Genomic DNA, 20,372 nt, shown 5'->3' with positions numbered 1-20,372 from the left:
CTTGTTCGTCCTCTTCCCACTCCGGCGGTGGGAAGAACCCACCGGCCACCCAAGAAACTCATAGTGACCCGCGAACCTGGGAATTTACCGAACATTACCCGGGAGTACGCTTCAGGTTCCTATCGGACGAGCGGTTCGGACCGTTTCAACGTGTCTCACGATGTGGACATCTCGGGCATATTCCCATGTACATCATGTTTGTCGGCGGTCTACGTAGAACTGCCCCACGCCTTCCGGAGAAGGAATGGGGCAGCGGTCGGCCGGGAGCTATCCGGCGGCCACACCCTTGATCCGGGCGATCCGGTTCCGCAGCCCCCACTGGGTGACCTTGAGGAGGGCCTCGCGGACGATCCCGCCGCTCATCTTGGATTCACCGATCTCCCGCTCCGTGAACGTGATCGGAACCTCACGGACCGTGAAGCCCTCCTGAATGGCCCGCCAAGCCAGGTCCACCTGGAAGCAGTAGCCGTGTGACTCCACCGCGGCGAGGTCGAGCTTCTCGAGCACCTCACGGCGGTATGCGCGGTACCCGCCGGTGATGTCCTTGATCTTCACGCCGAGGGCCAGCCGTGAGTAGATGTTCCCGCCGCGTGACAGCCACTCGCGGTGTTTCGGCCAGTTGACCACCGTGCCGCCCGGCACGTACCGCGACCCGAGGACGAGGTCGGCACCGGCATCGACCTGCTCGAGCAGGCGATGCAACTGTTCCGGGGCGTGGCTGCCGTCGGCGTCCATTTCGACGAGCACGGTGTAGTCGCGGTCCAGGCCCCACCGGAAGCCGGCGATGTAGGCGGCGCCGAGACCGTTCTTCTCCGTCCGGTGCATCACGTGGATGCGACCGGCGTCGTCGTTCGACGCGAGGGCATCCGCGACGTCTCCGGTGCCGTCGGGGCTGCCGTCGTCGACGACGAGAACATGCGTCCGCGGCAGCGCCGCATGCAGGCGCCGCACGATCGGGCCGAGATTCTCCCGCTCGTCATACGTCGGAATGATCACCAGAGTCCGTGCGCTCGGTGCCCCGCTCTGCCCGGAACCGGTCTCCGATGTCATGAGGATCCTCCCTGCCGGCATCTGCCGGCGCCTTCTCGGTACTGCTGTGACTCAGTGTGCGAACGGTGCGTCGTCGTTGCACCACGGCGAACGCGACGGCAGCGACGGCGCCGACACAGAGAAGAATCTCCGGAATCGGGCCGAGCCGACTAGCCAGCGTAGTACCGGTGCTCAGCGGCACCTGCGACACCAGGGCCGCGGGGACGAAGAGCGGAGTTTCCGCCACCGTGGCCCCGTCGGGTCCGATGATCGCGCTCACACCGCTGGTGGCGGCCACGACGACGGCGCGCCCGTGCTCCACGGCCCGCACCTTCGACATGGCCAGTTGCTGGTAGGTCATTTCGGTGTCGCCGAACGTGGCGTTGTTGGTGGGGACCGCGAGGAGTTCGGCGCCGCTGCGCACCGACTGCTCGAACGCCCGGTCGAAGGCGACCTCGTAGCAGGTCGCGACGCCGACCGCGATCCCGTTCGCGTGGACGACGCCGTCACCGTCGCCGGGAACGAAGTTGCCGGCGCGGTCGGCGTACGAGGAGAAGTGCCGGAAGAATCCGCGGTACGGCAGGTATTCGCCGAACGGCTGGATGATCTTCTTGTCGTGCCGCTCCTGCGGTCCGGCGTCGCCGTCCCACACGATCACCGAGTTGGTGGTGGTGCGGTCGGAGTTCACGAGCACCGCGCCCACCAGGATGGGTGCGCCGATCGCCTCGGACGCGCGGGAGATGTCCGCGGCGGCGTCGGCGTTGCGCAGCGGGTCGATGTCGGATGCGTTCTCGGGCCAGACGACGAGGTCGGGTTGCGGCGCCGCGCCCGACGCCACGTCGTCGGCGAGTTCGAGGGTGCGGTTCACGTGATTGTCGAGGACGCGTTTGCGTTGGTCGTTGAAGTCGAGACCGAGTTTGGGGACGCTGCCCTGGATCGCGGCGACGGTGATCGTCCGGTCGCCCGAGTCCATTCCCGGCAGTGCCGGCCACAGCGCGAGGGAGACGACCGTCGCGGCGAGCGCGGCGACCAGACCGCCTGCGAGCGGCCGCACCCAGTTCGTGGCGCCGCCCGACCGGGCCCGCACCGTCACCGCGACGGACGCCAGTCCGGCGCCGGTCAGCGCGACGGCGAAGCTGAGCAGCGGGGAACCCCCGATGCTCGCGAGCGGCAGGAACCAGCCCTCCGACTGGCCGAACGCCAACCGCCCCCAGGGGAAGCCGCCGAACGGCACGCTCGCCCGCAGCCATTCCGTCAGCGACCAGCACGCCGCGATCCACAGCGGCGCCCAGCGCAGCCGGGAGACCAGCACGGCGAGTACGCCGAACAGTCCGATGAACAGCGACTCGACCGCTGCGAGCGCGAGCCACGGGAGGGCACCGACGAACACCCCGATCCACGGGAGCAGCGGCACGAGAAAACCGAGTCCCGCGAGGTAGCCGTACCCGAAGCCCGCGCGCAGCCGCGGCGCCGCGCCGCCGGCACCGGTGAGGACGAGCGTCAGCAGGGCGATGCCGACGGGAGCGAGAAACCACAGGGGGCGGGGCGGAAATCCGCCGAAGACGAGGAATCCTGCGGCCACCGACAGGACGGAGCGCACGAGCACGCCCCGCTTTCCGGTGGTCCAGCGTGCCGTCGTGCTACCGCTCATGGACGACGCTCCCCCGGTGAACCGAACGCAGCAGGACCGGCGTGGGTGCGTCGTCCTCGAGACGCGGCAGGGCGGGCACCCGGGACCGGGGATCCGTCGACCACCGCTGCACAGAATCCTTGGGGGCACTGACCACCAGTTCGCCCGCATCCCACACGGCGTACGACGCCGGCGCACCCGGAGCGAGCGTCCCGGCGAGCCCGTCGCGGACCCCCCCGGCACGCCACGCACCGCGGGTGGCGGCCGAGAACGCGGCGCGCGGGGAGATCCCGCTGCCGGGTGTGCGGTGGTGGACGGCCGCGCGCAGCATCGCCCAGGGTTCGACCGGGGTGACGGGTGCGTCGGAGCTCAGTGCGAGCGACACCCCGGCAGACGCGGCGGCGGCGAACGGGTTGAGGGTGACGGCACGCTCGGTTCCGAGGCGCTGCGCGTACAGGCCGTCGGTTCCGCCCCACAGGGCGTCGAATGCGGGCTGGACGCTGGCGATCACACCCCACTGCGCCAGCCGCGCCGCGTCGTCACCGGTCATCATTTCGGCGTGCTCGAGTCGGTGCCCGGCGGCCGCGACGGCGGGACCGCCCAACTCGTCGGCGACGACGGCGAACGCGTCGACCGCGGCCCGGACGGCGGCGTCGCCGATGACGTGGAACCCGGCCTGGATGCCGGCGATCGTGCAGGCGCGCACGTGCGCGGCGATCTCGTCGACTCCGAGGTAGCTCTTGCCGGTGCCACCGTCCAGGTCCGCATAGGGTTCGCTGAGCCACGCCGTGTGCGAGCCGAGGGATCCGTCGATGAATAGGTCGCCGCCCAGCGCGTGCGCGCCGGTGGCGTCGAGCAACTTCCTGGCCTCGTCGGCGTCGGTGACCGCCTCACCCCAGTAGCCGCGGACCTCGACGCCGTGCGGGGTGGCGAGGAGTTCACGGAAATCGTCGAGTCCGGCGATGTCGGGTCCGCCGCACTCGTGGACCGCGACGATGCCGCGCGAGCCGATGGCGTCGAGGGCGGCGACGCGGGCGGCGGACCGCTGCCCGGCCGTCAACAGCGAGCGGGCGACGGTGCGGGCGGCGTGGTGCGCCTCGAAGGTCAGCGGCCCCTCGGACGAGAACCCCGAGGTCTCGCTCAGATCCGGGACCGACCGGCGCAGGGCCGTCGAGCACACGGCCGAGTGGACGTCGATCCGGGACAGGTACACAGTGCGTCCGGGGGCGGCCTCGTCGAGTTGCGTCGTGGTCGGGCCAGTGCCTTCCGGCCACGCCGATTCGTCCCAGCCGTGTCCCCAGATGACCGCGTCGGAATGGGTGCGGGCGAAGGACGCGAGCCGGTCGAGGCACTCGCGGAGCGAACCGACCCCCACCAGGTCGAGTCCGACGATGTTCAGGCCGAGCGCCGTGACGTGCACGTGGGTGTCGACGAACGCCGGTGTGACGAACGCCCCGCCGAGGTCGACCACGTCGGCGCCGGGGTGCAGCGCGCGGGCCGCGCGGTCGTCGCCGACCCACGACACGACGCCGTCGGTCACTGCCATCGACGTGGCGTCTGGAGCAAAGGAACTGTAGATTCGGCCGCCGACCAGCAGTTGTGTAGTCACAGGCAACCAGTCTGCCTGTTAGGGCAGAACGCGGGGATCACGGGTCGGGGTTCGGGGGTCCTCGTCGATCACTTCGCCCTCGAAGACCTCGTCGACCACCTCTCCCTCGATCACCTCGCCGCGACCGCGCCGGGGTGCCCGCGCGAAGGCCTCGGCCCCGGCCGCGACGGTCGCGGCGCGGCGGCCCGCCAGCAGGACCACGACGGGCCGGAGGGCCCACCGGGTGGGGGGAATGAGGAAGAGCAGGCCGAGCACCGAGGTGACCAGGCCGGGAACGAACATCAGGGCGGAGCCCAGCGCGACGAGTGCACCGTCCGCGACCGCGGCCCCCGGGGATCCGTCGCCGCCCGCCGCCCGGCGCAGGCCGTCCATCACACGACGCCACTGCGACCGCATCAGCAGCAGTCCGATCAGCGTTCCCCCGAGCAGGAGGAGCACCGTCCACAGCACGCCGATCGCGTGACCGACCAGGACGAGCGCGGCGATCTCCACCACTACGTACAACAGGAACAGTGCGGCGTACATGACGCCCCCTTTCGGACGGCCGGTTCATCGAGGGTCTGGGGTCAACCGTCTGCTCGTTCAACGTTCGACGGCGCCGATTTTCTCCCGGCCGCAGATATCGAAGCGGGCACGATGCTAACCCTCAAGTTGACATTGAGACTCTGGGCATGATGCAGTTCACTGCGATGGGGGTCTTCCGATCCCGCGCACAACGAGGAGCCGAAATGACTCGTCCCACAGTCTTCCGCCGAGCCGCAATCGTTCTCGCGTCCGCAGCCGCCTTCGGCATGCTGTCTTCGGGACCGGCGTCGGCAGCACCGGTCGCCGACTTCGCAAAGGGCGCCGCCGAACTGCAGGCGCTGGCCACCGAGGTCTCCCCCGCCGCGACCGCCGCCGTCGACGCACTTCTCGGCGCCAGCGTGTTCATCCCGAAGGACGTGCTCGAAGTCGGACTCACCACGCCGCAGGACTTCATGTACCCGTCCCCCACCCTCGGGTGCGGCGTCGCCGACAAACCCGCGACCGTCACGCTGGCCAGCGCCCAGGGCGGACCGAACCTGTTCCCCCAGATCAGCGCGAACCAACTCCGCTTCCAGGCGATCCCCGCCTACGTCGCGATCCCGCAGTCGTCCGAACTCAGCGTCGCGTGGATCAACCTGACCACGTTCCAGGGCGGGATCGTCAAACTCGACGACAAATTGCCGATCTTGGGCACCCCGCTGCTGTCGAAGATCGTCGACACCGGCAAGGGCACGGTTCTCGCGACGATGTTCGGCACGGTCGGCTACGCCGACGCCGTCACGTGCACGGTGGTCCCGACCGTCGGCACCTTCACCGTCTGACGGCAGTACGCTTCCCCACCCGCCGGCCTACGAGCCGGGTCGCACCAGGCCCGTCTCGTAGGCCAGCACCACTGCCTGCACCCGGTCGCGGACGTTCAACTTGGTGAGGATCCGGCCCACGTGCGATTTGATGGTCGACTCCGACAGGAACAGCTGAGCGGCGATCTCCGTGTTCGACAGCCCGGTGGCGACCAACTGCAGCACCTCCCGCTCACGTTCGGTCAGCACGTCGAGGATCTCCGGGTCGCGCAGCGGCGCCGGACCGTCGTCGAGGAACCTCGCCAGCAACCGCCGGGTCACCTTCGGCGACACCACGGCATCCCCCGCGGCCACGCTGCGAATGGCCGACACCAGGTCTTCCGACGGGGTGTCCTTGAGCAGGAACCCGCTGGCACCCGCCCGCAACGCACCCATGGCGTGCTCGTCGAGGTCGAACGTGGTCATCACCAGCACACGGCTCGCGACCCCGGACTCCAGGATCTGGGCGGTCGCGCTCACCCCGTCCACCACCGGCATGCGCACGTCCATCAACACCACGTCCGGTTCGAGTTTGCGCACCGCGGCGACGGCGGCCGCGCCGTCGCTCGCCTCACCGACGACGGTGATGTCGTCCTGGGCGTCGAGCACCATGTTGAGGCCCATCCGCATCAGTTCCTGGTCGTCGACGAGTAGCACGGTGATCGGCACAGCGCCAACCTAACACCGCGCTCCGGGTGCGCGCGCAGCCCGCGGGACGGGGCGGTCACGAGTGGATAACCAAACCAAGACCTCCATTAGCCCTGGCATACGCTCGAAGTCTGCCTATGATCGAGTCGGCGGACAGTGGGAGAGCCCAGGGATCGGGGTGTCCAGATGCGAATCGCGGATGTGTTGCGGAACAAGGGTCCCGCCGTGGTGACGGTGGATCCGGATATGCCGGTCAGTACCCTGATCGGCGAACTCGCCCGGCACAACGTCGGAGCGCTGGTGGTCACGGAGAACGACGCCGTCGTCGGGATCGTCACCGAACGCGACATCGTGCGCCGCATTCACGAACGCGGCCCCGACATCCTGAATGCGCGGGTCGTGGACATCATGACCACGTCGGTGTTCGCCTGCCTGCCGACCGACACCGTGGACAGTCTCGCCGAGACCATGACCGAACGCCGGATCCGGCACCTGCCGGTGATCGTCGACGGCCAGTTGGTCGGCATCGTCAGCATCGGCGACGTGGTGAAGAGCCGGATCGGCGAGTTGCAGACCGAACGCGACCAGCTCGAGTCCTACATCGACCACGGCTGAGCGAGGACCCATGCCCCTGTTCGTCGTGGAGTACACGTACAGCCCCGAGACGTCGGCCCTTCGCGACGATCACCGAACGCAGCACCGTGCGTGGCTCTCCGAACTTCTCCGTCGCAAGATCATGCGCTCGAGCGGGCCTCTCGCGAGCGGCCACGGTGCGCTGTTCATAGTCGACGCCGAGGACGAGGACGCGGTCGCGCGCGTGTTCGCGCACGATCCGTTCGCCGAAGAGAATCTGGTGGCGAACGTGCAGATCCGCGAATGGTCGCCCGCGATGGGCGAATTCAGCGAATAGCACGCCGGGAACCATCGGCGGCGGGCGGTCCCGCGGCCTGGGGACTCAACCCGCGGAACCTGGACCGGGTGTGCCACCGGTTGCGCCTCCGACCCTGCGCCGTCGATTTCCCGTCAATCCGCGCCGCTAAACACTCACCGCGCGCACGACCTCGTCACGTTCGGGTTCGGTGGCTGCGCGGCGCTCTCGCCTGCCCTCTACGATGTCGCGGTGTCTACAGGATTGCTGAACCCGCCGCTCGATCGGTCCACCCCGCCGCCGGTCGCGAACTCGTATCGGGCGCCGGCGATCCTCGCCGCATCCGGCGCTGTGGTGGCGGCCGTGCTGTTCTGGGTCGTGTCCGGCAGCCTCACCGACGATGCGTACATCAGCCTGTCGGCTGCCCGGAACCTGGCCGTCCACGGCGAGTGGGCGATCGTGCACGGCCTGACCGCGAACACGTCGACGTCCCCGCTGAACGTGCTGGTGCTCGGCGCGCTGACGTTCCTGACCCGGTTGTGGGGCCCGGGCGATCCGCTGCTCGCACTCGGAATGCTCAACGTGGCGGTCACCGCGCTACTGGGGTGGGTGCTGGCCCGGATCGGCCGGCGACTCGGACTCGGACCGTTCTGGGCTGTGCTCGCCGGTGCACTGGTGGTGTTCAACCCGTTCGTGTTGTCGGCGGTCGGGCTCGAGGTGCTGTTGATCCCTGCCGCGGTCGCGGTGATGGTGTGGTTCGCGCTCGACGGCCGGGCCGCGTGGTTCGGTGCGGCCGCGGGGATGGCGGCGCTGGTACGACTGGACCTGCTCGTGTTCGTTCTCGTCATCGCGGCCCTGTCGCCGGCGATACGCGGCCAGGTGCGGCAGGCCCTCGGGGGCTTCGCCGCGATCGCCGCGCCGTGGTACCTGTTCAGCTGGCTCGTCCTCGGTTCGGCCCTACCCGACACCTTCCTGATCAAACAGGGCCAGGCCTCCGACGTGGGCGGCTACAACTACCTCACGGGACCGGTCATGTACTTCGAGTCCAACCCGTGGCGGACCGTCGCCGCATTCGGGCCCGCAGCACTCGGACTCGTCCTGCTTCTCCTCGCACTCTTCTCGTACGCCCGCTACCGGACGCGACCGCTGCCGGTGCCAATGCCGGGAGCGGTGCTCGCGCTCGGGCTGTCCGGCGCCCTCTACTACGTCGCCTACGTCGTCCTCGACACCGTGCCGTACCACTGGTACTACGTGGCGCCCGCGACGACACTGGCGATGTTCGCCGTCCTCGCCGCCGGCATCCACTGGACGGCTGCTCGCGACACGACGGACCGCGCCGCCGCCGGTGCGCTGGCCGGTGCGTTCGCCGTGCTGGGCGTCGGCGCGGTGTATTTCGACGTCGAGGGCGGTCTTCCGTGGGAGGCACCACCCATTTTCGGTAACTGGGCGAGCGCGCAGGACTACGAGCGGGTCGGCCGTGCGGTCGGGACGCTCGTCGGGGACGCACCGGTCCGGTCTCCGGGTGAGATCGGCACGCTTGCGTACTTCTGTGAATGCGTGATCGTCGACGAGTTCTCCGACCGCGGGTTAGTGGTCGAGGACCGGTTGGTGCCACGCCTCGCCGAGGCCTCCGAGCCGGCGCGAACGCTGCTGCGCGCGAATTACGCCTTCTTCGATTACCGGCTGGCGCCGGTAGATCCCGCCTTCGACCTCCGGTACGGGGAGGGTCGCGGTCCCGGCGGGCCGATGTCGTGGGAGGTGTTCTCGGCGGCCCGCGGAGTCGGCCACTTCACCCTGGTGCCGCTCGCCGCCGGCTGAGGCCCTGTGGAACGTCGTCGACGACGTTCGCGACCCTGGAGTCACCGATGAAGGTCGGGATCATGCGCCCTCCGGGCGCCGCGCCGCGTCGAGTCGCTGAAGCAGGGCGCGTGCGCCGTCGAGGAACAGTTCGAGTGCGTCGGGATACGCGCTGCGGTCGGAGAGTTCCACCAGAAGTCCCGCGGTCGCCGCGATGTTCGGGTGGGTCTCAGCAGGCAGTTGGGTGTAGGACGATCGCCACAGTTCCCGGTCGGACTCGCGGACGTCGTCGGGTAGCGCGAGTTCGGCGCCGTCGAGTGCGGCGAACGCCAGCATCTGATCCACGAACGCGCGATAGAGGCGGACGGCTGTACCGTCGGGAAAGCCCGCCTCACGCAGTATTCCGAGAATCGTGTCGACTGCGGCTTGCTCGGAGGCGCGGCCGCTGACTCTGCTGGCCGACAGGACTGCCGCCTGCGGGTGGTCCAGATACGCCGCATGCGAACGTATTCCGAGTGCGTACAGGTCCCGCCACCAGTCCCCCGTGGGTTCCCACCCGTGAAACGACCGGCCGATCAGCTCGTCGGCGATCGCCAACGTCAGGTCGTCGATGCCGCGAAAGTAGCGGTACAGGGTGCTCGGGTCGGCCCCCAGCGCAGCCCCGAGACGGCGGGCGGACAACCCTGCGCTGCCGTGATGCCGCAGCAATCGCAGCGCCGTCTCGATGATCGCCTGCTCCGAGAGAACCACACCCTGTTTCGTCGGCCTGCGCCTCCTCCTGGGCGAGTCCGAGACCATCTGCTTCGCCAATTCCGGGGCTCCTTCCCTCACACCTGCCTTATGCCAACACCGTTGACCATGTCGACACCGACAGTGTTGCATGTCACAGGCAGGGAGCGAAAGCCCAGGCACCGGGCATGACAAGTCCGGATCGGCGCGTGGCATCGCACCCATCCCACCCTTCGAGCGAAAGCGACGCAGATGGCAACAGTGAACGACGGCGCGGCCGGCGCGCCCAGGGCGACGGCCTTCCGCAAATCCCTCGGTGTCATGGACGGCATTGCGATCGCCGCCTCGAGTACCGCGGCGACGACCAGCATCGGTGTCGGATTGGGAGTCGTCGCCGCCGTGGTCGGGCTCCAGATGCCGGTGGTGCTGTTGCTGGCCTTCGTCCCCATTCTGGGAATTGCCAGCGGATATGCCCGGCTCAACCGGGTCGAACCCAATTGCGGCAACAGCTACGTCTGGGTGGGCCGCAGCCTCAGTCCGTGGCTGGGCTTCCTCACCGGCTGGATGGCCATCGTCGCCGTCGTCGTGTTCATGGCCTACACCACCGCCATCGCCGGGTCGGCGATCCTGCAGCTCGGCGGCATGGCCGGCGTGCACAGTGTCGCCGGACTCCCGATCGATCCCGATTCCACACTGCAGTCGACGCTGCTGGGACTCACCATTCTGGGAGCGGTGACGTTCACCGCCGTCCGCGGCGTCGCGGTGGCGGCACGACTGCAGAAGTACCTCCTCGTCTTCGAGTACGTCGTGTTGATCGGATTCTGCGCGTACGGGCTGTTCGCCGGGAGCCAGCCGTTCTCACTCTCCTGGTTCAACCCCTTCGCGATTCCGTCGTTCGCCGTGCTGGCTCAGGGCATGGTGATCGCGGTCTTCTTCTACTGGGGTTTCGAAGCGGCGTTCAGCGTGAGCGAGGAGGTGCGCGATCCTCGCGACGCGTCCCGCGCCGGCGTGATCACCGTCTTCATGGTCCTCGGCTTGTTCCTGCTCGGCGCGGTGGCGTTCCAGCGCGTCCTCACCCCCGCGCAACTCGCGGACAACGGGACAGTCGGGCTCGCGTATCTCGGCGAGACGCTCGCCGATCAGCCGCTGGCCGCGCTCCCCGTGGTGGCGCTGATGTTCTCCGTCGTCGCTTCGCTCCAGGCCACCGTGATACCCAGTGCACGTGGACTGTTCGCGATGGGCAGGGACCGCACACTCGGCCCGGTGTGGACCCGGATCCATTCCCGTTACGGCACCCCCGCAGCCGGCACCGTGCTGCTCGGCGGCATCTCCGCCGTGGTCGCGCTACTGGCCACGGTCATCCCCAAGCTGAGCGATCTTCTCGGTGCAGGCATCAGTTCGATCGGACTGGTGGTCGCACTCTGGTACGGCTTGACGGCACTCGCGGCCGCTGTGCGGTTCCGCGGACTCCTGCGGGAACATCCGTGGGAAGGATTGCGCGCGGTCGTGTTTCCCGCGCTCAGTGCCCTGGTGTTGCTGGCGCTCGGCGGATATCTGGGCTGGATTTTCTACACCTCGGCCGATCATCTCGAAGTCAGCGCGACCAACGGATGGTTTCAGCTGCTGTTCCCGATTCTCGTCGTGATCTCCGGACTGACGGTGGCCGCGCACGCGAAATGGGTCCGCCGATCGCCCTATTTCGTCACCGGCCGCGGAACCGACGCCGACGACGCGAACCTGCTCGCCGGAGGCGCACCCTCCGAGGTCGCCGTCACCACTCAGTCCTGATCAACGCACCACCGCGTGATCCGAATACCGACGAAAGCACTTCCCGACAGGAGATTCTCGATGTCAGCACTACCCGCAGATCTGGTCTTCACGGGCGGATCGATTGCCACCCTGGACCCGGCGCGCCGCCGTGCCACGACGGTCGCCGTCACCGGGGGCCGGATATCGGCCGTCGGCCACGACGAGGCCCGGGAGCTGATCGGCGCCCGCACCGAGGTCGTCGACCTCACCGGCAGGCTCCTGCTGCCCGGCTTCCAGGACGCGCACATCCATCCGGTGGTGGCGGGCCTCGAGTATGCCCGCTGCAACCTCACCGGCACCAGCGATGCCGGGTCCACCCTCGCTGCCGTCCGCAGCTATGCCGACGCACACCCGGAACTGCCGTGGATCGTGGGCGGCGGGTGGTCGATGGAGGCGTTCGACGGAGGCACACCCACTGCGCAATACCTCGACACCGTCGTGCGGGACCGGCCGGCGTTCCTGCCCAATCGCGACCACCACGGGGCGTGGGTGAACACGAGGGCCCTGACCATCGCCGGCATCACCCGGGATACTCCCGATCCCGTCGGCGGCCGCATCGAACGCGACGCCGACGGCGAGCCGACCGGCATGCTCCAGGAGTCCGCGATGGAGCTGGTCGGCTGCCACACCCCGCAGCACACCCCCGACGATCGGCTCGAGGCATTGCTCCACGCCCAGCAGCATCTGCATTCGCTCGGCATCACCGCCTGGCAGGACGCGCTGCTCGGTGACACGTCCGGTATCTCCGATGTCTCGGACGCCTACCTGACCGCGGCCGGCGACGGGTCCCTCACCGCGCGGGTGGCGGGTGCCTTGTGGTGGGATCGCGACCGGGGATCCGAGCAAATCCCCGACCTGCTCCGGCGACGTGCTCGCCTCCGCGTCGGAAGGATGCGCGCCGACACCGTGAAGATCATGCTCGACGGTGTCGCCGAATCCCGCACCGCGGCGATGATCTCCCCGTATCTGGATGGATGTGGCTGCGCGACCACACATTCCGGCACCAGCTTCGTCGACCCGGAGAAACTGCGAGGCTACGTCACCGAACTCGACGCCCTCGGATTTCAGGTGCATTTCCATGCGCTCGGCGACCGGGCCGTACGGGACGCGCTCGACGCGATCGAGGCCGCCCGGACTGCCAACGGATTCCGCGACACCCGCCCGCACCTCGCCCACCTGCAGGTCGTGGACCCCGACGACATCCCCCGGTTCCGCGCGCTCGGTGTCACCGCCAACATGCAACCACTGTGGGCAGCCCACGAACCGCAGATGGACGAGCTCACCATCCCCTTCCTCGGGGACGAACGCACCCGGCGGCAGTATCCGTTCGGTTCCTTGTTGCGCTCGGGTGCGACGCTGGCGGCCGGCAGCGACTGGCCGGTCAGCAGTGCCGACCCGCTCCACGGGATCCACGTCGCGGTCAATCGCACACTGCCGGGCCTGAACGGGCAGGGACGCCCCGTGTTCCTGCCGAAGCAACGGATCGACCTCACGTCCGCACTCACCGCCTACACCGCCGGGTCCGCGCACCTGAACCACCTCGACGACACGGGAAGCATCGAGGTGGGCAAGCTCGCCGATCTCGTGGTCCTCGACCGGGATCCGTTCACCGGACCCGCCGACATGATCGCGGAGACCCGGGCCGTCCTGACCTATGTGGGTGGCGACCGCGTCTACACGGCACCGGACGCCTGACGTCCCGCGGCAGGCGGCGATACCCTGTGGTCCGGATGCCGATCGGCGGCCCTCGTGGCGCCGATCGGCATCCGCGACCACACTGGAGTTGTCCCGCCGAAGTCAGGAGACAGTGATGGGCGACAACAAGCCGTTCGGCTTCGACCCCGACGATCTCGACCGCGTGATCCGTGAGGCCGGCGAGGAATTGCAGGGCGTCAAGGACCGGATCGTCAGGTTCCTGGAGCAGGCGGATTCCCAGATCCCGTGGACGGGCGTCTTCGCGGACTTCGCCCGGCCGCCGCGCGCCGCGTCGAAGCCGGAGACGACCGGGGAGACCGGCGACGGCGTGTGGGCGATCTACACCGTCGACGGCGAGGGCGTCGCCCGCGTCGAGCAGGTGTATGCCACCGAACTCGATGCCCTCCGCGCGCACAAGCACAACACCGATCCCCACCGTTCGGTGCGATTCCTCCCCTACGGCGTCACCGTCAGCGTCCTCGACCAGCAGGAGGAGCCGACGCCGCGGGAAACGGAGTGACTGCACGGACCTCGGCTTCGTTGGATCTCGGTCCGGCCCAACGCTGCCTCGGGAGGCAGGGACGAGCCGTGGAGTGGGTCGGTCAGGGTGTGACGATGGGAAAGCTCGGATCGAAGTCGTCGAGCACCGCAGCGAGCGCAGACAGAGCGCCGGCGTCGCCGTCCAGAGTCACCACTCCCGCCTGCTCGAGTTCGGTCGCGGACGACGGCTTCAGTAACACACCCGCGAGGGCCTTCTTCGGACTCGACACAGTCAGCTGGGTGCCGGCCGAATCAGTCTGGGGGTCAACCAGGTGTGGTGGTGGTCGCCGCGCAATGCCCCGGGTCAGACACGCGGATCGCATCGCCGTCGTCGGTCGTTCCCTCGGTATCAGGAGCGCGAGCAGCGCGATGATCAGGCCGGCCACGGCTGTGGCCGAGTGCGCCTACCCTGATGGAATCGATACTCCTCGACATCGACGAGTCGGGGGGTGCGCCGTGTACGGAAGGAGGAACCGGGTCCTTTCGGATGGATCTGGGTTTGATGGCGGACACCGAACTGAACGCCCCAGCATCTTCTACGATGTATGGCCTGCTGACTATCCGTCGGGTCTCAGGGCACGGTCTGGAGGGTTCATGAGCATCCGAATATCGTCGAACACACCGGATGACGAACCGGGGAGCACGTTGTTGCCGGTTCGCGACAGAATCGACGAAGACCTACGAACCCACCCAGCGGTGAGGCTTGCGAGCGAAGCAGTCCCCGTGATGCACCGCACCACGGCCGGAGAGCGATTCGGACCGGTCCGGCTCATCGAACGCGACTCCGATGTCGCCGTCGTATTCGCCGCAGATACCACCCGTTGGGCGGTTCTTGTTCAGCCAGGCGGCGATTCACCGAAGGCATCCCTCATCCTCGGGGTACCCAATCCCCGCGTTGGATTCGGTCGCTCGTTTCGAGCTTCGTACTTGGAGCGGTTGACCGTCCATCAATCCGGCGACCCGTCGTCGCGAGGGAACCACCAGAGTTCGGATGGATGGCACTGGCCGGAATCGCTGCCGAAGGCGTGTCTCGGTTCGAAGTGAGGTCGTCGCTCGATACAGACACCGGAGGTGTCGGAGCCGACGGAGTCGTCCTTGCGGTGCTCCGCGCGCGGTGGAGAGAGAAACTGCACGTCGCCGTAACCTTGCCAGCGGCGAGACAGTCTCCGTCCATCATCCAAGCCTGCGGCCCGCGCGCCCGAGCTGACGAGCCCCTGCCGGGCGAGGCGTTATCGGGTAGGCGTCGGGCAAGACGGTGGGGGCCATTTGATCGACCCCTTGCGGAGCGGTACCTAACCATTTGTGTTGCGCCGCGCAGTGACATGGCGTTGCCCGAGATCTCGGCTCGGGGACTCTATGGTGGTCAGCACATGACTACCGCTGAAACCTTGTTGGCCGGCCCCCGTGGGCATCGGATGCTACTCGCGTACGCGAGGGACGCCGAACGAACTCTGCAACCCGAGTTCCGCAGTGACTTGTTCGATCACGCGGTTTCCCTGGCGGCGTATCACCTCGAGTCCGGTCGGGAAGGCGCACGCGTGTTGCACGGGCCCGGCGCTGACGAGGCTCGGCAGAACGTCCTCACTGCAGACGATGTGGCGCACCGCCTGTCCCAGGTTCCGCTTCCCGAGGTGACGGCGGTTGCACTCCGTTCGGCGCTCGCCGATGCGGTGGACGCGGCGCGCTACTGGCAGGACCCGGACGGTGAAGACATCCTCGTCGCCGCCGAGCCTGTGCGCCGTGAGCTTCGACGGGTCGCCGAGCACATCGCACGATCCCCGCATGCGCAGTGGTGGACAACGCCTGATGCGACCGATCAGTGGTTGGTGGGCTGGAGTGAGGACGGTACGGATTCCGTTGGGTCGACGACCGCAGAGCTGTTGCGTGACTATGGTGATCGGACTGCCGCGGAGGAAGTGCGAGCCGGACGCGATCGTCCGGCGGATCCGTCGGCGAACTGGTCCGGCTGGTGGTGGTCGACTCCACCTACACGGTGTTCGTCCCGGCGGCTGTTCGACGGGACCCCGGCCGGCTTGTGGTTCGTCGAGGACAGCATGGGATGGGAGCGCGCCATCGCGCGACGAGTGAACATCCCCGCCGGCGCTCGCGTGTACGAGGTCGACGGTGCACAGGCGTGGGCAGAACTCTGCAGACAGTTCCCCGTCGAGGTCACCGCGCAGAAACGCCACGATTGGTACCGCACCACCGGACGGTCAGGGCGATGGGTCATTCCTGACTGGTCGCGGCTCCCCGAACGGTACGAGGGCGTGCACCTCACCGTGGCGGGATACCTCGCCGCGGCGGGCACCGCGATCGCCGTCGATGCCGACACCGCGAGTGTCATCGCGGGATGGGCGCCCGACGACACCTACTGGCTCACCGACACCGTCAAACTCGACAGCGACGATTCCCAGACCTGGGTGTGCGACACCGTTGGGAGGCGTCCTTGCTGGGTCGAAGAAGCGCACCACTGAGGACTGCTGGGTTTTTTCAGAGCAGGCTTGTGAATTATTCATGCCCCTTGTGCCGCAAGCGGATCGATGATTGGTCATCCGCGCCGTGGTGGGTTGTCGTCATGATGAGGAAGTGGTCAGACATCGGCCGGCTTCTTCGACGGCGTTGGCGTCCTCGGGGAAGAACATCTGTATGTCCGGCCAGATAGTGCTCTGCCGGGCTGATTGATCCACACTGACGAGCGGTGCCCCGAGCACACTGTTTGCGTTTGCCGTCAGCGCTTGGCCCTCCGCTGGCGCCGGGCCGGCGCCTAATCCCCACACTCCGTGGGAGATCGAGCCGTCGCTTCTCCTGAACTCCATGGCGATCGCGTAGTAATTGTCGAACGGCACGGATCCCTTGCTGCGGGCCCAGGGGTCGTGGACAGCAACCGCGTCAATGGGCTCGATCGGGTCGGTAAGCGGCCTGCTTGCGATCAGGTCCGTCACGGTGGAGCCGACGCCAAGGCAATCCGCGTCAGGTGCTCGGCGAACGTCCGCGATAACGACGGCCGCCAGCCACGTAACCGCAGCAGCTGCGATCGCCGCGACCATCACCGCGCGCCATGACCAACCCGCCTGTCTGGCCATCTGTTCGCCTCCCCGAGCTCACGCCGTGATCTGACTGAGCGTAATCGCGTTCACCGTCCGGCCGCTTGTTCCGACACCTCACGGACTCTCTGTGGTTGTCCGCTGGCGGATCGCTCTCTGGGGCGGTTGGTAGATGACACGGAGATCGCACCGTCGCGGAATCTCGGAGATCAACTTGTCGATGGTCACTCCGAAGTGAGCCGGAACCGTCGCAGCAGTCCGTTTGCTGACGACGTGACCGTCATCGAGTCGTCGTTATGCCGGCTCTGCCATCACGCCGAAATGGCGCGCCGTCCCAGAAAGCCCCGGAAGCTCCTGCACGGGCGACCAGGTGCGCAGCCCGTCCGTGCTGTCGGAATAGAGATACTTTCCTTCGGTATAGGCGTCGAGATATATCCGCCAGGCGCCGTTCGGCAACTGAACCACAGCCGGGCCCTCCACCAGCGAGCCCCAATTTCCAGGCGGGACGAATGAGTAGGGTCCCGTCACCGACGACGCGACCGCATGCTCGACGAACTTCTTCGTCTCGTTCTTGGTAAACGCGTGATAGGTCGATCCCACCTTCACCACGGTGGTGTCGATGTGGTCCGCGCCGATCCCGGCGAGCGGAACAGGTGGGCTCCACAACCTGAGCGATGGTTCCAGCGCCGTCATCAGATACGGCACGAATCCTCCACCGGTCGACAGCGACAGGATGACGTTGACGCGGTCGCCGTCCACGAACCATTCGGGCGCCCAGGCTTTGGTGACGAATGGCGACAGCGACGGTCCGTCCTTGAACCCGGCCGACCCCGAGAAGCCCGGCGGGCTCGTAGAACCGGTGCCATCCCCCGTGCCTGGCATGAATGCGCAGCAAAACGGGACCGGATAGTTCCCCATAGGTGTCCAGTTGATGCGGTCACTACTGCGTGCGAAGCCGATACTCGCCCCGCCGCCCGTTGTATAGGTGACGTAATACAACCCGTCTGTGTTCCGGAAGATGCTCGGGTCACGCACAAGCCCTGACTGGGGCCGAAACGCCGACAGTCCGACGGGTTGGAACCCCGTGCCGTCCCCCGACTCGTATACATCCATGTCGCGGTCGCTTACGTTGCTGAACGCCACCATCGTGTATCGCCAGGCCGGCGGGGCGGCGCCGCTGTTCCCCGGGGTCGCGACCAGCAGGCCCGCGACAGCGAGCATCACCATCGATATGGCCGAAAAACAGGTCCGTTTGGTCAGCATCACCGGTGCAGTATCCATGACTGCAGGCGCACCATGCGTAACTTTGGCCGCAGGCGCAGCGGACGGTTCGGTTACGCTGATGTCGGCCGCGCGTGCCGCCGACATGGCCCAGCCACGGATCCTTCGACCTCCATCCCAAGCGACAACGTCATACGTTGAGAGGAACCGTCGTGGCCATTGCGATCGTCGTGTGATCGCAGGTGTACGGCTCGACGGGGTGGGAGCTGCTGATGCTGCCGGCGTCGTTGATGGTCGGACTGATCGTGGTCGCGGCGGGCCTGCTCATGGCGGCGGCGAGTCGCCGGAAAGACGCTCGCTCCGAACCGGGAGAACAGCAAGTCGCCTGAGTGATCGGGCCGCTCAGTCCTCCAACTCGAGCGGCAGCTCCGCGGTGACCCGCCAACTCCCGTCGGTCTGCCGTCCCGCCTCGAGCGTGCCGTGCAAGACGGCGACGCGCTCCCGCATCCCGAGCAGTCCGTTGCCCGATCCGAGCGAGAACTGCCCGGACGAGTTGCCGTTGTCGGTGATCTCGACGAGGACGTCCGTCTCGCGGCGCCGCACCCGAACCTTGGCGCGGGGGCGTTCTCCGGCGTGCCGGAGGACGTTGGTCAGCGATTCCTGAACCAGCCGGTGGACGCCGAGGCTGACCGCCGGGCTGATGTCGTCCAACTCCCCCGTCAGTTCGAGTTCCACGGGCAGGCCGGCGCTGCGCATCATGTCGACCACCCGGGCGAGACCGGCCGTGCCGTGCTGGGGCATGTCGTCGGTCGCCGGTTCGGTGCGGAGCAGCGACACGGTGCGCCGCAGTTCCGCCAGCGCCTCCCGCCCGGTGCTCGCGATGTTGGTCAGTGCCTGCTTCGCGATGTCGGGGTTGCTCTTCAGGGCGTAGGACGCACCGTCGGCCTGCACGATCATCACGCTCACCGCGTGTGCGACCACGTCGTGCAGTTCCCGGGCGATCCGGGTGCGCTCGGCGGCCACCGCGTCCTCGGCGCGTCGATCCCGGTCGTAGTCGGCGACAACGAGGCGAGCCGCGACCTCTTCGTCGTAGGCGCGACGGGCGCCGAGGAATTCCGCGGTGATCCAGGACAGCGCGAACACAAGCACCGAGTACAGTCCGGCTGCCAGCAGTTCCTGCTCCAGCAACCAGATCGACAGTACGGAGTCGACGACCAGGCCCACCGCGTAGACCGCTGCGGTGCGGCGGTCTACGTAGGCGACGAGCGTGTAGAGGGCGACGGCGAGCGCCAGCAGGCCGGGGTGCTCGGCGTCGAGGTCGCCGATGGAATAGCTGATGAAGGTGATCGTGATCGACATCACCAGCACGGCGCCTGCCGCCGCCCGCGGATACCTGCGGCGCCATGCGATCGGCAGGCACAGCAGGAAACCCATGACCAGCTGCACCCATGGCGACCGGTCGCCCGACGCGGTGAACACGAACACCTCGAGGGTGAACAGGATCGCCGCCAACATCGAGTCCGCGACCGTCGGCTTGCCCCGCAGCCACAGACTGAACCTCCTCATGTGCTCAGCGTAAGTACCTCTCGGCGCGTGTGGTTGAGTCGGCACCATGAATGTGGGTGACTGGGCGCTTCTTCTCACCGCCGCGACGGCCGCCGGGTGGGTGGACGCCGTCGTCGGCGGTGGCGGGCTGATCCTCATTCCCGCCCTGTTTCTCGTCGCACCCCAGCTGACGCCGCAGGCGGCATTGGCCACCAACAAGCTGACCGCGTTCACCGGCACGTCCGCCGCCGTCGTCACGTTCGCGCGCCGCATCCCCATGAACTGGCGGCTGCTGGTTCCCGCCGGTCTGCTCGCGGCGGTGACGTCCGCGCTCGGCGCCGCGACGGTGTCGCGTATCGACAAGGACGTCTTCATCCCGCTCATCATGGCGGTGCTCGTCGGGGTCGCCGTGTTCGTGACCATCCGTCCGCAACTCGGGACCACGCTGGCGAAGGATCCGCCGACCCGGCGGAAGGTCGTCGCCGTCGTCCTGCTCTCCGCCGGGCTCCTCGGTTTCTACGACGGCCTGTTCGGGCCGGGCACCGGAACCTTCCTCATCATCAGCTTCGCCACGTTCCTCGGCACGGAATTCGTGCGCAGCGCAGCGATGGCGAAGGTGATCAATCTCGGATCGAATCTCGGAGCGCTGGTGTTCTTCGCCGCCACCGGCCACGTGCTGTGGGCGCTCGGCCTGAGCATGGCGGTCTGCAACGTGATCGGCGCGATCATCGGTTCGCGGATGGCGCTGAGCAAGGGTGCCGGTTTCGTCCGGATCACGCTGCTGATCGTGGTGATCGCAATGGTGATCCGGTTGGGTTGGCAGCAATTCGGGTGATCGACCGAC

At 67.8% G+C, this 20,372-nt stretch carries 20 protein-coding genes; 10 read left to right on the top strand and 10 right to left on the bottom strand.

Translation table 11 applies throughout. The features are described 5' to 3' along the window. Nucleotides 1-267: 267 nt before the first annotated feature. Genes CJ179_RS32340 through CJ179_RS32325 form a run of 4 tightly spaced genes read right to left on the bottom strand, consistent with a single transcriptional unit; the run spans nucleotide 268 to nucleotide 4,793 of the window. Nucleotides 268-1,050, bottom strand: coding sequence for a polyprenol monophosphomannose synthase (locus tag CJ179_RS32340; protein ID WP_095864147.1), 783 nt, complete (start codon nucleotides 1,048-1,050; stop codon nucleotides 268-270). Further along, entirely contained in the window at nucleotides 977-2,680 is a 1,704-nt protein-coding gene (gene lnt / locus CJ179_RS32335; RefSeq protein WP_095864146.1) for an apolipoprotein N-acyltransferase, read from the bottom strand. The genes CJ179_RS32340 and lnt overlap by 74 nt, the downstream gene beginning before the upstream one ends. Then, the gene (locus CJ179_RS32330; RefSeq protein ID WP_095864145.1) at nucleotides 2,670-4,274 is read right to left on the bottom strand and encodes an amidohydrolase; all 1,605 of its coding nucleotides are present in this window, start codon (nucleotides 4,272-4,274) and stop codon (nucleotides 2,670-2,672) included. The genes lnt and CJ179_RS32330 overlap by 11 nt, the downstream gene beginning before the upstream one ends. A gap of 12 nt (nucleotides 4,275-4,286) precedes the next feature. Continuing rightward, nucleotides 4,287-4,793, bottom strand: coding sequence for an FxsA family protein (locus tag CJ179_RS32325; RefSeq protein WP_095864144.1), 507 nt, complete (start codon nucleotides 4,791-4,793; stop codon nucleotides 4,287-4,289). A 203-nt stretch (nucleotides 4,794-4,996) separates the two neighbouring features. On the opposite strand from CJ179_RS32325, the gene CJ179_RS32320 reads away from it, so the two are divergent. Further along, on the top strand, nucleotides 4,997-5,614 hold the full coding sequence (locus tag CJ179_RS32320; RefSeq protein WP_095864341.1) for a hypothetical protein: 618 nt from the start codon (nucleotides 4,997-4,999) through the stop codon (nucleotides 5,612-5,614). Between the two features lie 27 nt (nucleotides 5,615-5,641). On the opposite strand, the gene CJ179_RS32315 is transcribed toward CJ179_RS32320, so the two are convergent. Continuing rightward, a complete protein-coding gene (locus CJ179_RS32315) occupies nucleotides 5,642-6,301 on the bottom strand; it encodes a response regulator transcription factor (protein ID WP_072946200.1) in 660 nt (219 codons plus the stop codon). 165 nt (nucleotides 6,302-6,466) lie between these two features. On the opposite strand from CJ179_RS32315, the gene CJ179_RS32310 reads away from it, so the two are divergent. From CJ179_RS32310 to CJ179_RS32300, 3 genes are all read left to right on the top strand, one after another. Beyond that, a complete protein-coding gene (locus CJ179_RS32310; protein ID WP_072946198.1) occupies nucleotides 6,467-6,895 on the top strand; it encodes a CBS domain-containing protein in 429 nt (142 codons plus the stop codon). Nucleotides 6,896-6,905: 10 nt separating this feature from the next. After that, the gene (locus tag CJ179_RS32305) at nucleotides 6,906-7,190 is read left to right on the top strand and encodes a YciI family protein (protein ID WP_072946196.1); all 285 of its coding nucleotides are present in this window, start codon (nucleotides 6,906-6,908) and stop codon (nucleotides 7,188-7,190) included. Between the two features lie 210 nt (nucleotides 7,191-7,400). Then, complete coding sequence (locus tag CJ179_RS32300; RefSeq protein ID WP_095864143.1) at nucleotides 7,401-8,966, top strand: hypothetical protein; 1,566 nt, start codon at nucleotides 7,401-7,403, stop codon at nucleotides 8,964-8,966. 60 nt (nucleotides 8,967-9,026) lie between these two features. Here CJ179_RS32300 and CJ179_RS32295 read toward each other — a convergent pair whose 3' ends face one another. Next, the gene (locus tag CJ179_RS32295) at nucleotides 9,027-9,755 is read right to left on the bottom strand and encodes a TetR/AcrR family transcriptional regulator (RefSeq protein WP_072946191.1); all 729 of its coding nucleotides are present in this window, start codon (nucleotides 9,753-9,755) and stop codon (nucleotides 9,027-9,029) included. A 171-nt stretch (nucleotides 9,756-9,926) separates the two neighbouring features. Here CJ179_RS32295 and CJ179_RS32290 point away from each other — a divergent pair, with 171 nt between their 5' ends. From CJ179_RS32290 to CJ179_RS32280, 3 genes are all read left to right on the top strand, one after another. Beyond that, nucleotides 9,927-11,462, top strand: a complete 1,536-nt coding sequence (locus CJ179_RS32290) for an APC family permease (protein WP_095864142.1) — start codon at nucleotides 9,927-9,929, stop codon at nucleotides 11,460-11,462. 60 nt (nucleotides 11,463-11,522) lie between these two features. Beyond that, a complete protein-coding gene (locus tag CJ179_RS32285; protein ID WP_095864141.1) occupies nucleotides 11,523-13,178 on the top strand; it encodes an amidohydrolase in 1,656 nt (551 codons plus the stop codon). A gap of 115 nt (nucleotides 13,179-13,293) precedes the next feature. Continuing rightward, complete coding sequence (locus CJ179_RS32280) at nucleotides 13,294-13,698, top strand: hypothetical protein (RefSeq protein ID WP_072946185.1); 405 nt, start codon at nucleotides 13,294-13,296, stop codon at nucleotides 13,696-13,698. Nucleotides 13,699-13,780: 82 nt separating this feature from the next. On the opposite strand, the gene CJ179_RS32275 is transcribed toward CJ179_RS32280, so the two are convergent. After that, the gene (locus tag CJ179_RS32275; protein WP_095864340.1) at nucleotides 13,781-14,041 is read right to left on the bottom strand and encodes an alkyl sulfatase C-terminal domain-containing protein; all 261 of its coding nucleotides are present in this window, start codon (nucleotides 14,039-14,041) and stop codon (nucleotides 13,781-13,783) included. A 1,047-nt stretch (nucleotides 14,042-15,088) separates the two neighbouring features. Between CJ179_RS32275 and CJ179_RS32265 the strand changes: the two genes are divergently transcribed. Further along, the gene (locus CJ179_RS32265; protein ID WP_257015895.1) at nucleotides 15,089-16,192 is read left to right on the top strand and encodes a hypothetical protein; all 1,104 of its coding nucleotides are present in this window, start codon (nucleotides 15,089-15,091) and stop codon (nucleotides 16,190-16,192) included. Between the two features lie 99 nt (nucleotides 16,193-16,291). Here the strand turns inward: CJ179_RS32265 and CJ179_RS32260 are convergent, their stop codons facing one another. Together CJ179_RS32260 and CJ179_RS32255 are read right to left on the bottom strand one after the other, a co-directional pair. After that, nucleotides 16,292-16,801 carry a hypothetical protein gene (locus tag CJ179_RS32260; RefSeq protein ID WP_095864138.1) on the bottom strand — a complete coding sequence of 170 codons (510 nt, stop codon included), beginning with the start codon at nucleotides 16,799-16,801 and terminating at the stop codon, nucleotides 16,292-16,294. Nucleotides 16,802-17,056: 255 nt separating this feature from the next. Next, a complete protein-coding gene (locus CJ179_RS32255; protein ID WP_095864339.1) occupies nucleotides 17,057-18,043 on the bottom strand; it encodes a glycoside hydrolase family 43 protein in 987 nt (328 codons plus the stop codon). Nucleotides 18,044-18,225: 182 nt separating this feature from the next. On the opposite strand from CJ179_RS32255, the gene CJ179_RS51515 reads away from it, so the two are divergent. Continuing rightward, complete coding sequence (locus tag CJ179_RS51515; RefSeq protein WP_167372229.1) at nucleotides 18,226-18,372, top strand: hypothetical protein; 147 nt, start codon at nucleotides 18,226-18,228, stop codon at nucleotides 18,370-18,372. A gap of 13 nt (nucleotides 18,373-18,385) precedes the next feature. Here CJ179_RS51515 and CJ179_RS32250 read toward each other — a convergent pair whose 3' ends face one another. Then, nucleotides 18,386-19,549 (bottom strand): sensor histidine kinase, encoded by a 1,164-nt coding sequence (locus CJ179_RS32250; RefSeq protein WP_072950530.1) that lies wholly within the window; start codon nucleotides 19,547-19,549, stop codon nucleotides 18,386-18,388. 46 nt (nucleotides 19,550-19,595) lie between these two features. On the opposite strand from CJ179_RS32250, the gene CJ179_RS32245 reads away from it, so the two are divergent. Continuing rightward, nucleotides 19,596-20,363, top strand: a complete 768-nt coding sequence (locus tag CJ179_RS32245) for a TSUP family transporter (RefSeq protein WP_072950533.1) — start codon at nucleotides 19,596-19,598, stop codon at nucleotides 20,361-20,363. Nucleotides 20,364-20,372: the final 9 nt, after the last annotated feature.

It is taken from the genome of Rhodococcus sp. ACS1 (assembly GCF_002300155.1).
Classification (GTDB): Bacteria; Actinomycetota; Actinomycetes; order Mycobacteriales; family Mycobacteriaceae; genus Rhodococcus_F; species Rhodococcus_F koreensis.
This window is presented reverse-complemented; position numbering and strand designations above follow the sequence as displayed.